9 protein-coding genes are annotated in these 13,569 nt (G+C 55.6%); all 9 read left to right on the plus strand.

Annotated features, from left to right (window positions below; all coding sequences use genetic code 11):
• The first annotated feature begins 59 nt into the window (after positions 1-59).
• Positions 60-476, plus strand: coding sequence for a GPW/gp25 family protein (locus tag SQ11_RS10110; protein WP_198140838.1), 417 nt, complete (start codon positions 60-62; stop codon positions 474-476).
• On the plus strand, positions 473-3,490 hold the full coding sequence (locus SQ11_RS10115) for a putative baseplate assembly protein (protein WP_041514049.1): 3,018 nt from the start codon (positions 473-475) through the stop codon (positions 3,488-3,490). The genes SQ11_RS10110 and SQ11_RS10115 overlap by 4 nt, the downstream gene beginning before the upstream one ends.
• A gap of 130 nt (positions 3,491-3,620) precedes the next feature.
• Positions 3,621-4,802, plus strand: coding sequence for a hypothetical protein (locus tag SQ11_RS10120; RefSeq protein WP_041514050.1), 1,182 nt, complete (start codon positions 3,621-3,623; stop codon positions 4,800-4,802).
• Entirely contained in the window at positions 4,795-5,460 is a 666-nt protein-coding gene (locus tag SQ11_RS10125; protein ID WP_041514051.1) for a phage tail protein, read from the plus strand. The genes SQ11_RS10120 and SQ11_RS10125 overlap by 8 nt, the downstream gene beginning before the upstream one ends.
• Positions 5,461-5,515: 55 nt before the next feature.
• Entirely contained in the window at positions 5,516-6,508 is a 993-nt protein-coding gene (locus tag SQ11_RS10130; RefSeq protein WP_041514052.1) for a hypothetical protein, read from the plus strand.
• Between the two features lie 47 nt (positions 6,509-6,555).
• Positions 6,556-8,751 carry an ATP-binding protein gene (locus SQ11_RS10135; protein WP_041514053.1) on the plus strand — a complete coding sequence of 732 codons (2,196 nt, stop codon included), beginning with the start codon at positions 6,556-6,558 and terminating at the stop codon, positions 8,749-8,751.
• 119 nt (positions 8,752-8,870) lie between these two features.
• Positions 8,871-12,449, plus strand: a complete 3,579-nt coding sequence (locus SQ11_RS10140; protein ID WP_041514054.1) for a DUF4157 domain-containing protein — start codon at positions 8,871-8,873, stop codon at positions 12,447-12,449.
• Positions 12,450-12,458: 9 nt separating this feature from the next.
• Positions 12,459-12,968 (plus strand): hypothetical protein, encoded by a 510-nt coding sequence (locus SQ11_RS10145; protein ID WP_041514055.1) that lies wholly within the window; start codon positions 12,459-12,461, stop codon positions 12,966-12,968.
• 74 nt (positions 12,969-13,042) lie between these two features.
• Positions 13,043-13,569, plus strand: a 527-nt coding sequence (locus tag SQ11_RS10150) for a hypothetical protein (RefSeq protein ID WP_198140839.1), incomplete at its 3' end; no start/stop codon positions are given.

The raw sequence follows: 13,569 nt of genomic DNA on the forward strand, positions 1-13,569 counted from the left end.
TTACTTTTGGTTCCGCTATCGAGATCGCTGGCAACGATCAGATGAAGTAAAGGAAAAAGATGATGGCAATACCCGTTCTTGGCGTCGGCTGGGGTTTTCCGGTGATACCGGAAGAGGGTTCGCAAGCACCGCTGGCGCACATTGCCGTTGCCGAGTATGAGGAAAGCGTGCGTCAATCCATCCTGATCATCCTGTCGACCGCCAAGGGTGAACGAGTCATGCGCCCCACCTTCGGCTGCGGAATCAGTGAATTGGTATTTGCTGTCAATAACACCACGACCCAGGCATTGGTCAAACTTGAAGTACGCGAATCGCTGCAGAACTGGGAACCCAGAATAGAAGTATTGAGCGTGGAAACATCGAGCGGAGGAGACCGGGGTGAGCGGCTGATGATCTCGATCGATTACCGGGTCCGGACTACCGACACTCGCTTTAACCTGGTCTATCCGTTTTATCTTGACAGACCTCTCGCATGAATACCATTAAACCGCCATTGATCCGGGAAGATTCCTGTTCGGAGAAGGAAATCGCCGCCCGGGTGACAAAAAAACTCGAAGAGAACCGCTTCTCGCCAGCTGGCGCCGACCCGCTGAAAGATGCGCTGGTAAATGTGTTCGCACGCTATAGCGAAATATTGCTGGAGCGCCTTAACCGGATACCCGAAAGCCATCGTCAGGCTTTTATCGCGATGCTGGGTGCGACACCTGCTCCCGCTGTCCCCGCGCGGGTACCGCTCACTTTCAAGCCTGTCGAATCAACCCAGGGATTCGCAGCTGTAGTGCCGAAGTCCACTCAAGTCTCGGCGCCCGCGCAAAACGGATCCGGAATGGTGGTGTTTGAAACTTCCAAGGATTTACCGTTGGTACAGGCAGAACTGGAGCGTGCGGTGGCTATTGATACGCAACGGCTGGTCTATGCCGATGTCAGCGGCATGGGAGCCCCTACCCCTGTCGCGGGCTTCTCTCATATGTCGCTCTTTGCAAACCCAATTCCCATGGAACGCGCATTGCATATTGCTCAACGCGATATTATCGGCGTTACGGCTCTCACCGAGTTGCGGCTCAAGATCGAGCTTGAATATGCGGGTGAGTTATCTCCGGATATCGAAATCGAGTGGGGAATTCATTCAGAAGCCGGCTTTAAGTTACTCAAGCCCGAACTCGATACGACGGCGGGACTCACGCAAAGCGGCGAGTTGGTATTCAAGCCCCCGGAAAAGTGGCCGGACTACGCCATTGATTCCCAGGCGCTACCTTGGTTGACTTGCCGTTTACAACCCAAAAATAGAATCTCACCGGTTTCTGGTGGTGCGAACAAATACTCGATATCCATTGTGAGGATCGAGCTATCGGCACTTGCCAGGGTTGCGGCGGCACCAATAAAGAATGCATTCCACGGCGGCATTCCGCTCGATTTAAGCCGGGACTTTTTCCCGCTGGGAGAGAGACCGCGCTTCGGCGATGTATTTTATGCTTTTTCGGAGAACTTCGCTGCGGGAGGAACGCAGATCGAGCTCGCCATCAAGCTTACCAACCCTCCCGGTGCGAAAGATTCTCCCATTCCTGTTGTAAGCAGCAAAGGCAACCCCCAGCTCCGGTGGGATTGCCATACCTCCCATGGCTGGGTAACACTGGACTGCGTGGACAATACCCGGGCGCTTACGCAGGACGGAAAACTTATTTTTTCTGTACCGGGAGATGCTGCTCCGGCAATAATAAATGGGGTGAAAGGTGGCTGCATCCGCGCGCGGATGGCCGGTGGTCACTACACTGTTGGCGACCCGCCGATTACAAACGAACCACTGCCTCCCCTTGCTCCACCTTCGATCGCGCAAATACAGCTCACATCCAATAAGGAGTTTGGCCCTGCGCAACCCGAATATTTGGTGGTCCAAAGTAATTTCGAATATACGAAAATTGGCACGGCACCAGCACTGCCATTTGTTCCGTTCCCTCTCCACGGAGAGAAGGGCATTGTACTTTATCTTGGTCTGCAAACTCCCGGCACAAAGAATCCAGACCTAAAGAAAATCCCAGGCGCGGAATTGGCGGGCCGAACCATCAGTTTTTACAGCGCCCCGTGCGATGATGGCAGACGCATATTCAGCCGTGAAACGGGGATGCAGTCAGAGGCTGGGCCACGCTGGCAAGCGCGGGGTGCGACTGGCTGGCTTGAATGTGCCGTCGATGACCTCACGCAGGGATTCCGCAATCCCGGCATTGTTGAAGTGCGCGTACCCGGCGGCATATCCCTATGGAATCACTCGGCACTCGATCAGAAATGCTTCTGGCTACGGATTATCTGGGATCGCCAAAAGACGGAAGATCAGCCACCCTGCCCGAGGAGGCTGCTGGTCAACACCGTTCTCGCGTCGCAGACGATGCGGCTGGACAACGAGCTTTTGGGATCGAGCAATGGCAGGCTTGGACAGGTCTTTCATGCATTACACACCCCCATAATTGGCCAGTTGATGCTGGAGGTGCGCGAGCCGGATGAAAAAAGTAATAACCCGGTAGAAACTGTTTTAAACACAGGACCTCGGCACGGCGCAAGCTCGTTCAAAATGCCTCCACCGGTTGCGGAAGCATGGACACGCTGGCATGAGGTCGATGATTTTTCCGGCTCCGATTCACATTCACGTGACTTTATCGTCGATCGTCTCACAGGCCACATCCGTTTCGGCGATGGCAGGCATGGGCGCATCCCGCCGCCTGGGGCCAATAATATTCGCTTGCGTGAATACCACGCGGGTGGGGGCAGGCAAGGCAACCGGCCCGCCGGCACTATCACCCGCCTGCACACGACCGTCCCCTATGTCGAATCGGTATTCAATCCCGAGGCGGCGACGGGCGGCCAGGATCAAGAGAATCCGGATTCACTGAGCCTGAGAGCGAATGCCCAGATCAGGCATAGAGATCGAGCCGTCTGCATCGATGATTACGCGGATCTCGCGCGCAAGGCATCGCCCGAAGTGGCCTATGCCCGTTGTGTCGCAGCACGCGATCTGCTGGACGATCCCCTGGAGAGAGAGGTCAAACCCGGCGTTGTCAGTGTAGTCATCGTGCCCCATGATAACGGCAAAGAGCCGCGGCCACAGCCTTCGTTCGAACTAGTTAAGAATGTGAAGGCGTTTCTCGATGTCCGGCAGCCCATCGGAGTGGACTTGATCGTACTGGGACCGGAATACGTCGCCATCAACGCCGTGGTCGAGATCTCATGGAAGGCGGACCACTCCGCGGCGGGTGCCCTGGTTGAGTGTGAGAAACGCCTAACCGATTTTCTTCACCCGCTTACGGGTGGCCCAGAGGGTAACGGGTGGCAATTCGGAGAGCGGCCACATGCCTCCGATCTCTATCCTTTGCTCGGGGCAGTCGAAGGCTTGGATTATATCCGCACATTGGAATTGCGAAGCGATGAGGAGCGCCCGGGATTGCTGTCGACGGGGACTTTTCTTATTTGTTCCGGCAAGCATGAGATCCGGTTATGTTGAAACGATTGTTTACCACCGGTCGGAATGATCAGCGCCTCTGGGTGAATGGAGGCAAAGTTTGTAAAGAGGCGGCTGGCCGCCAGACTGGCTGGCCGAGCCACCCTGAAAAAATCTGGCGGAGCTTGTCATCATGAATATGCTGATGCCGAATCTTGATGACCGGACCTACGACGATCTCTTGAGCGAAGGTCTTTCGCTATTGCCGACGATCGCCCCTGAATGGACTAATCATAATCCATCGGATCCCGGCATTACGCTCATCGAGCTGCTCGCGTATTTCACAGAGATGCTGGTTTACCGGTTGGGCCGCGTTACTCCGGCAAGCAAGTCACAGTTCCTGAAATTACTGAAGGGCGCAAACTGGGAAGGCTTGAGCCGGGACAATAAATTAAAGTTTCTGAGGTTGCTGATGGGCGCCAGGTGGGAAGGCTGGAAAACGCTCAATGAAGCTCATTCCGCTGATCTCGAAAAAGAAATCGACTGTGCGGTTGTAATGGCCGGACCCGATGAGCTTGATAACGCAATCGGTTATCTGGTTGGCAGCCTGAAGCACAACGAATGCGCCGTCACCGTTAAGGACTACGAGCGAATTGCGAACAAGATCGCTCGCAACCACTTGGGAGCGGAATGGCCAATCCGAACGCTTTGCGTGCCATCGGTCAACCTCGAGAATCCGCTTGCAGGCTCCGGGCCAGCCCACGTCAGCATCGTGGTCGTGCCTGGGAAGAAACTCACGGACGACGCGGCAGCGAGCTTGCGCGAGAAGGTAAAGGATGAGTTATTGTCGCGGCGTCTGCTGACCACACGGGTCCATGTCGTTGCGCCTGCGTACCTATGCCTTGCCATCGGGTTGAGTCTTGCACCCAAGGCCGGCCAACAAATGGAGCAATTATCGAATAGATTGAGGGATGCCTTGCAGCGGCAATTTGGTTCGGAATCTGGACAAGGGCCGGAAGGCAAAGGCTGGCCCTTTGGCAGGCCCTTGCATATATCAGAACTGATCGAAACCATTGATGCAACCACGGGTGTCGACTACGTGGGTGATGTCACCATTCTCCAGATGAGTAGTAACGAAGAGAATCTGGCACTGCCGGAGTCCGCGCTGGGCATACAGGTAGGACTCCGCTCCACCATCGGTGTTGATACATTGCTCGGCGGGCCCCGGTACCTCGGGTCGGAGCGCCTGCTGCGCAATGATAGCGGCCGGCTCGTTTCCATCCTGCTCAAGCCATGGGAACTTTTGCGCGTAAGCGTGGCCGCGGAGGATATCAGGACCATCGATACCCAAAGCAGAGGGGGCGCCGATGCGTGAGGTGAGTACGCGCCTGCTGGACAATCTGCCCGCTATTTACCGGGCTTCGGATTCCGCCGGACACCTGCGTCGGCTGCTGGGGATCTTCGAGGAAACGCTCTTCCACGGCGACGGTCGGGAGCTGCCCGGGATTGAGCAGCAAATCGAAACGATACCGGGCCTGTTTTCCCCACTGGGCAATGACGACGCAGCACCCTTCACCATTGAAAAGACGCCAGACCGGTTTCTGCCCTGGCTGGCGACCTGGGTTGCGTTCACACCGCACGCGCTATTCACGCCCGAGCAGCTCAGAATCATTATTTCGCGTATTGCCCCGCTTTATGGCAGGCGTGGAACGCGCACCTACCTGGAACAGTTATTAAAAATCTGTTTTGATGAAATATCAGAAGTGACAATCGATGACGAGCCCATACAAGGATTGGTAATCGGACAGGCCAAAATCGGCGAAGACACGCTGCTTGGGGGCGAACGGCCATTTTGGTTCCGCGTCGCCATTGATGCAGGCCGACAGAATTCCGGGTCAAAAATCACGGAATCGCATCATGAATTCGAGCAACGGGTCCGAGCGATCATCGATTTCGCAAAACCAGGCCATACGACCTATGACCTGCGGTTGCGCTTTTCTTCGCCGGACGAAACGGGTACGCACACAGCGTGATTTTCTATGACAACAATGCTTGATCGGGAAGGATACCCGCCAGGGGAGAACCAAAATGCGTAAAAAACAACTTATCAGTAAGAAACCAGCCTATTTCCAGGGACAATTGCTGGATGCAAACGACTTCATCGACGAGCAGAAATATCATGCGAATGAACGCGCACGTCATAGCCTCTATCTCCATGGATCGGGAGTTTTGCGCGGACTGGACGTAACGCGCGCCAGCGACTCGACGATCAGCATCAGCCCTGGTTTTGCCATTGATGGCAAAGGCCGCGAAATTGCCATCAATCAGGCTGAAATCCTCGAGCTTTCCGCCTTTCCCCCCTCTTCCCTGCTGCAGATCACCGTGAGTTACGAAACGGAACAGCCCTCTCGAGACCGGTCGCGCATCGAATGCTATGGGGTACTGGCTGCTTCGACGGGCATTGAAGAAGCCGCCGTAGTACTGGCAACAGTTCAACTCGACGAACACGGCAAGCTGAAAGCGGAATCGATCAGTACCGCCACCCGGCGCCAATTGCGTATCGTGCTTTCGCCGGGCTCGGTAACCGCCGTTGCGTTGGATCCCGGTTTGCGCAAGGGTTGGCTGCGGGTGGCCTTTCGCCCCATTACAATTCCGCAGGACACCGACCCCAAAGTGGAGCCCCCTCCTCCACCTTTTAGAGTCGGCGCCACGGAAGCGAGAGCGCATAGGGATTTTGACGGAAAAGCCAATACCAAGGGCGCGGGCGGGACGATGGCGATCCCGTTGCCACCTGGTGTCACGCGTGTCCATCGGCTGAGAGTCGCCGGCCAGGAAAACGAGAAAAAGATGAAAATCACGCTATTCAGAGGTGGTTGGGATGCCGCCAACAAGAAGCATATCGGTGGCAGGGACGATGCGGCCAACAGACTGGTGGAGGAGGAAATAGGTAGCGGACCTTATGACAGTACTTACGAAATCAAGGCAGGGGATCTCGATGCCGAGTGCAACACGCTCTCGCTCGATATCAGGAGCACGGGTTACATCAGGGTATCGCTCGTTGCCGTGGAAATCTCCTATTAATTGCGGCTCATAATTGAGCCTGATCCGCTCAGATAGATAGAGAGCTCATGCCTGCCTTCAAAGACTCGTTGGCACACCTCCTCGCCGAGATGGAGCGCATCGATCTGCTCATTCGCCTGCAGATTGCTCGCCGCTGTAAATTGCAAGCCGAAGACGAGCAGTTCCGAGGCTTGTATATTTCCGAACAGGAGGTTGATGGGCTGCTCCGCAAGCCGCTCGGGATGCCGCAATGGCTCATGCCACAGTCCGGGGGGCCGGCCGATCCATCCGAGCTAAGCCAGCTTGAGCATCGGATAAGCGCGTGCAAGCAGGAAAGCTTGAGCAAAGGAATCGAGCTGAGGCTTGAGCGGCTCCGGCAGTTCTTTGAACTGACCCGGTTCGACCTTGATGCCTTGCTGATCTGCATGGCGGTGGAATTGGATCTGCGCTATGAAAGGCTTTATGCATATCTGCAGGATGATGTCGCCAGGAAAAAACCCGGCATCGAGCTGGCACTCAATCTACTGGCGCCTTCACTGGAACTGAGCGTCGATGCCAGGCAGCGATTCTCACCGGAAGCCCCGTTGGTACGCTTCCGGCTTATAGAGCTGCTCGAAGAGCCCCCCCATCTTCCCTCCCCTCTGCTGTCCAGGTTCCTTAAGGCGGATGATCGCATTGTTCAATATCTGCTGGGCGCCGAAGGACTTGACGAGCGTATTCGCTCCTTCACGGAACTGGCGGATTCGGATCAGGACCTGGATCAACTCCCGTTGGATACGGACATCAAAGAGGGATTGATGCGTTTTGCCAACGAGATGCAGCACTCGCCAATGGTGGTCATGCACCTGCAAGGTCCCCATGTCACGGATAAACAGAGTATCGCCCTGGCGCTATGCCGCCATAGGCATCAGCGCCTGCTGGTGGTCGATGTGGAGCGGCTGGCGGCCGAAGCCGAGCCCGGATTCGGCAAGACCCTGGTCCTGCTTCACCGCGAGGCTCGCCTGCAACACGCCGCGCTCTTCTGGAAAGGTGTGGAAGCATTGCATAGCGAACAACGCCGCGGCATGCTCATCACTTTCATGCAGAACCTGGAACACGGCCCCTCATTGGCTTTCGTCGATGCCGATGCAACACTGGAGTCAGCCCATGCGCTGCGCGGAATCACTTATTTTACCGTTACGCTTCCGCGGCCAAGCTTCATGCAGCGCGCACAGACATGGCGCAACGCACTGGAAGAATACGAAACCGGTATCGAGCCGCATGATATCGCCGAACTTGCCGTCAAATTCAAGTTTTCCCACAGTCAGATTGAGAACGCCATGATTACCGCCAGGAATCTTGCACGCTGGCGCGATCCGGATTCGCAACGCATCACCCTGCGCGACCTTTATGAGGCCTGTCGCGTGCACTCCAATCAGAAGCTGTCGGCGCTGGCTCACAAAATCGCATCCAAGTATCAATGGAATGACATTGTTCTGCCACTGGATCGGACCGAACAGCTGCGGGAAATCTGTAACCACGTCAAATATCGGGATCGTGTTTATAGCGAGTGGGGCTTTGACCGGAAGCTGGCAATGGGCAAAGGACTTTGCGTGCTTTTTGCGGGTCCCTCGGGTACGGGTAAAACCATGTCTGCGGACATCATCGCCGGTGAACTGGGTCTGGATCTTTACAAGATCGACCTGTCGACAGTAGTAAGCAAGTACATCGGGGAGACGGAAAAAAACCTGTCACGGATTTTCGATGAAGCCGAAACTTCGAATGCCATCCTTTTTTTCGATGAAGCGGATGCATTGTTCGGCAAGCGTAGCGAAGTGAAGGATTCGCACGATCGCTATGCCAACATCGAGACGGGCTACCTGCTCCAGCGCATGGAGGAGCACGAAGGCATTGTCATACTGGCAAGCAACTTCCGCAAAAACATGGATGAGGCTTTTGTCCGGCGGTTGCATTTTACCGTTGAATTTCCCTTCCCCGCCGAAGACGATAGGCGCAGGATCTGGGAAGCTGTCTGGCCGGAAGCGATGCCGCGCGACCCGAACCTGGACATGGCTTTCCTGGCAAAACGTTTTCACGTTACGGGCGGCAACATCCGGAATATCGCCCTGTCAGCCGCATTCCTGGCAGCGGATGATAATGGCATAGTAGGCATGCAACACCTTATCCGTGCAACTCAGCGCGAGTATCAGAAAATGGGCAAGCTCGTTTCCGAAAGCGATTTCGGAGTGCCGCCCAAGGACTTCGTTGCGATTGGGAGCCGTTAACCAGGCATACGCCTATTATCAAGAATTCTTTCGCAACTTCTAGGTTTCCCATTAATCATGGATAGGTGAGAAAAGATAGCAGGTAGCTGCACTCAAATGTATCAAAGGAACCAACGCTCGTGTCCCAACCCCTTCTGACCGAATCACCGGAAAAAGCAAAGCAGAGAACCGAGCGCCGCGAGCCTCACCCCAATTCCACCCGGTCATCTCAAGGTGGATTCAATCCAATTCTTCAACTGCAACGAACTTTGGGGAATCAGCGTGTAGCGCAGTTGATCAAAACCAAGCGCCTTACTCCGGAAGGCCGGATTACCGGCCTTCAGTCCAAGCTTACCGTAGGCGCCGCTGACGACCCATATGAGCGGGAAGCCGACCGCGTCGCCCGCCAAGTGGTGAGCATGCCGGATTCGGTGACCATGGCATCCTTCCAGCAAGCGCTCCCGGTAGAAGGAGAAGCCGGCCATACCCAAACTCTGCAAAGCAAGCCCCTGGCCCTGGCCGCTACCATCACTCCGTTCATGCAACGGCAGGTGCGCAGGGAAGAACCAATAGAAGAAAAAAAGGACCTGGAAGAGGAAAAAGACGAGTTATTGCAGGGGCTTTTCAATAAATCGGTCACACTTTCCCTTCAAAAACAGAGAGCCGCTGAGGACGAAAAAACCAACGAGGCGCCGAAAGACGGGAAGCCGGGGATCCGAGCGGCACTCTTAACCGAAACCTACCACCCAATGCGGCGCCGGTCCGCAACGGGAGAAGAACCCGAAACAATCCAGGCCAGGCCGGCCGGATCACTGGCCGATAGCTTCGAGGCGGGTGACGATGTCGCATCCCAGCTCGCTCAAAGCAAGGGGCAAGGCAATCCGCTACCGGATTCCGTGCGCACTTACATGGAACCGCGGTTCGGGATGGACTTCGGCCACGTGCGCATCCATACCGGCAGCAATGCCATCCAGATGAACCGGGATATCGGCGCCCATGCCTTCACTCACGGCCTGGACATCTTCTTTGGTGCTGGGAATGGTCCCACCAACCTGGAACTTACCGCACATGAATTGACGCATGTAGTGCAGCAAACTGGCGCGCAGCCGCTGCGGAGAAAAGAGAAGGCACCCACTGTACATCGTCCGCAGTTATCTCCGCATTCATTTTATATACCCGATATCCCGAGAGACAGCCTGGATCTCCCCACGCCGGAGACCATGAATGACCCTACCGCTGAGGCATCGGCGATGACAAGCGCCGGCATTGCAAGTCGGACTGGACAGACAGAGCGTGGCATCCCAGCACATGATTCACGCAGTGGCACCGCGCGCCCGGCAGCAGGCCAGCATGCTTCACCGTTACTGGCTTCCAACTCGCCAACCTCTGCGGAGGGTAAAAAACTTGGGGAGTCATCGGAACCCACGGTGCCGAATGCAGCTCCATTCGCAATCCCGGATGCCACGAGTCATCAGCCATCAAAAGGTGGCAACGAGCTAACGCCGGAAGTCGTTGCCGGCTCTGCATCCGGGACGTTACGGACCGATATTGGCACGGAAAAGCCGGGGGGCGCCGGATCTCCTGGGATGGGGCAGATTACGGCTGCTCCAGATTCCCCCCTCAAGCCTCACGCAATAGCACAGGCGCAGCTCATCAACAACGATTGCCTGCAAAGTGAAACCCAGGTCGCTCGAAGCGCGGCAACGCGCCGGCAACAGATAAGCGGACAATTTTCTGGCGTACGTCGAGAGCTCTCGGGCTTCCTAACCAAATCTATCGCCGGTGTGCGGACTCTTGTCATCACAAAGCAATCCGAAATTATCACAGCGTCGGCCCGAACCCTCGGCGCGATCCAGATGGGTATCATGAGCGCGTTGCAAGCAGCGGAAGCGCAAAGCGACGAACTTCGCGAGGAAATAAACGGGGTTATCGAAAGCGTTACCGCTTCGGTACAGGAAAGAGTCGGAGGGATCGCGAACCAGATTGTCGATGTGATCAACGTCATACCATTCCCGGATCTTCCTGGTGTCGCGCAGATACGGGACGCGGCGGTAAATCTTTTGAGACGGGCAGCTGGGGTGGTCAATGGCGCAGTCGGGCAGATCCTTGGATTTGTTCGTTCGGCCTTCAACATGGGAATGAATTTACTGGGTTCATTCTTGCGCATTTTCAGGCAACTGATCGATCAGGCACTCGCGCTCGCTTCATCGGCGATTCAGCGCATTATGCAATTGGTCTTTCAGGCGCTGAATCAACTATTGAATCTCATCGTTTCAACCTTGGAAAATGTTTTGTCCAGTGCCATTACACCTCTGCTCAACCAGCTGGAGGCATTGATGACTCAGGCAATTTCCACTGCGGAGCAACAGACGCTCGCGCAGATACGAGCCAACAAGGCGCAGCACCTCGAGGTATTGGCTTCAGCGGTCGATCCTGCTGCTGGCGGCGGAGAAGCAGGTCCGACGGCGAAGAATAAAGCTGCCTCGATGGACGACAGCATTGCGGCAATCAGGGAAATCGGCTTGAACGCTATTCAGAACAATCGAGTGATTATCCAGTCTTTCGAGGAACAGACATCCTCAATCGCTGTGTTGATCTTTCAACGGCTGGCTGCCACAGCCGGACAGATTATGCAGGAAATCGCGGCCCGAATCGCTCAGGCTATAGAAATTATTGTAAGTAAGGTCACCCAGGTCATTCAGAGCTTCTCGCAGTTAACGCAAGCCGTTCTCGCTTTCATCCAGTCCTTGATTCAGGCATGGACTGCCGCGCTAAGTCGCATTGTGGAGTATGTACGTTCGCTTGCCCAAAGTCCTGTCGATCAGATCGTTGAATTTGCCCAGAGAACCTTGAGCCGAATGAGAGAGTTTATTGGCCGCCTCATCCGGAATTTCATCAGCAGCGGCGGCAGCATAGTCGCCAGCATCTCGGAAATTGCGGGCGATTTCAAGGTTACGCCCTCCTTCCTGGGCCCGGCTCCGGCCTTTGCCGGACCGCCGATTCAGATCATCGGAGGACTCATTATTATTCTCATAGCCGGAGTGGCCTACGTTCTTCCGTTATGGGCGGGAATCGTCATTCTGGTGGTCGTCGTACTGCTGCTGCTGCTCCTCCTGTACCTGCTTTATCGATGGATATTCAAGCCACCTCCAGTCAAACCTCCGCCTCCGCCCCCACCGCCGCCATGCCCCCTGCCCGTCAATGTCCGGAATGGACCCTTCCACCAGCCGATTGACGAGCCGACCAAGGTGGGTATGGAGATCGCGATCACAATCAGTTCATCGACCGGTGTCGATGCCGACATGGCGACGATATTGGACAGCGAACAGGTAAGTCTTTCATTTAACCATACCGGGTCATTTGCCGGACTGCCGCCATTCCCATCGAACAATAGCGGGTTCATGCCGGGATTTCCCATACCGAACGACAGACATACATCGTCACGATCACTGATTACCGATCGGGCGGACAACCATGGTGGCAACGGTAGTTTCAACAGGCATCAATTGGATATTTTTATGGCTCCTGCATGCGGTGTTCCCGCCCCGCAGGCAATCCCCGACTCCGGTTATCTGATCAAACGTATCATTACCGTCGGGCCGGGAACTCAAATTTCTTTTCGGATAGAAAAAAGCCCGGCTGCCTGTACCGTCAATGGATTTTCGACAACTGCGGGACCATCGCCGACGCAGGGTGACGATGTGATCGTAAGACCTTAGGAGACGAGAGTGGATTCCGCCAGTGAGCTGGGCCTGTTCATTCGCGAGGACGGCCGCATTCTTCCGGCCACTGCCGAGGACGAAGAGGTCGCTCGAAGCTATCCGATATTTCCGGATAAGGGCGCTCTCGTAGCCGGCTACCGGCTCACTATCCTCACCCGAAGCTTCACGATCCATACAGGTGACCCTATCCATATCATTCATGTTTGCGAGGCTGTCCTCCCGGATTCACTGTTATATGTCATGGGTCCCAAGCCGGTCCATGATGAGTACGTGAACGGCATTCTCTCGACCACGGCACTGCCCCCAGGCGAGCATCCCCTGGCACCATCGTCATATGATGGCCGAACCGTCGAGGGCCCCGCTGTCGACTACAATTATGAAATTACGCAATATCGGTTCGAGCGGCCGGGAACATATTTGATCCAGTGGCGCCCAGGAATACTTGTATCCAACACGCTCAGGCTACAAGTCACCGCCCATACGGTTCACCGCAATTCGCGCACGTTAAAAACTTGACACTACCAACGTATCGACTATTTTTAGATTATGAATTGGCGATGGCGGATAGCCGCCAGAGGAGTTTCGGGTTTATGTCTCAACAAATATCCTCCAGGTCACCTCCGGGAACAAAACAGCGAATCGTGCAGCATGCGCCGAGTTCCCCTTCTCCTTGCCCTTTCCAGAGTGGGATTTCCTCCCCCATTCTCCAACTGCAACGAACACTGGGCAACCAGCGTGTGACACAATTGATTCGAGCCCGGCGCCTCACGCCACAAGGCGGGATTATCGGCCTGCAGCCCAAGCTGACGGTCGGGGCAGCAGACGACCAATACGAGCAGGAAGCCGACCGCGTTGCCCGCCAGGTGATGACCATGCCCATACCGGATACCCCCTCGAATTCGATGCGACGTGTCACTGCGCCGCAAGACACGCTCGAGGAAAAAACTGTCGAAGAAGACGAGGATAATATTCTGCAAACCCGGCCGCTAAGTGCCTCCATCACCTCCCTGACCCAGCGGCAAGCGCAAGAAGAGAAGGACGCCGAAACGCCCCGGACCGGCTCTGCCGGATCGCTGGCCGACAGCTTCGAGGTGGGAGAGGACGTCGAATCCCGTCT

It is taken from the genome of Nitrosospira sp. NpAV (assembly GCF_000832065.1).
Classification (GTDB): Bacteria; Pseudomonadota; Gammaproteobacteria; order Burkholderiales; family Nitrosomonadaceae; genus Nitrosospira.

Coding starts and splice junctions, on each gene's coding strand:
- SQ11_RS10110 (WP_198140838.1), top strand. CDS start 60: ATGATGGCAATACCCGTTCTTGGCGTCGGCTGGGGTTTTCCGGTGATA.
- SQ11_RS10115 (WP_041514049.1), top strand. CDS start 473: ATGAATACCATTAAACCGCCATTGATCCGGGAAGATTCCTGTTCGGAG.
- SQ11_RS10120 (WP_041514050.1), top strand. CDS start 3,621: ATGAATATGCTGATGCCGAATCTTGATGACCGGACCTACGACGATCTC.
- SQ11_RS10125 (WP_041514051.1), top strand. CDS start 4,795: ATGCGTGAGGTGAGTACGCGCCTGCTGGACAATCTGCCCGCTATTTAC.
- SQ11_RS10130 (WP_041514052.1), top strand. CDS start 5,516: ATGCGTAAAAAACAACTTATCAGTAAGAAACCAGCCTATTTCCAGGGA.
- SQ11_RS10135 (WP_041514053.1), top strand. CDS start 6,556: ATGCCTGCCTTCAAAGACTCGTTGGCACACCTCCTCGCCGAGATGGAG.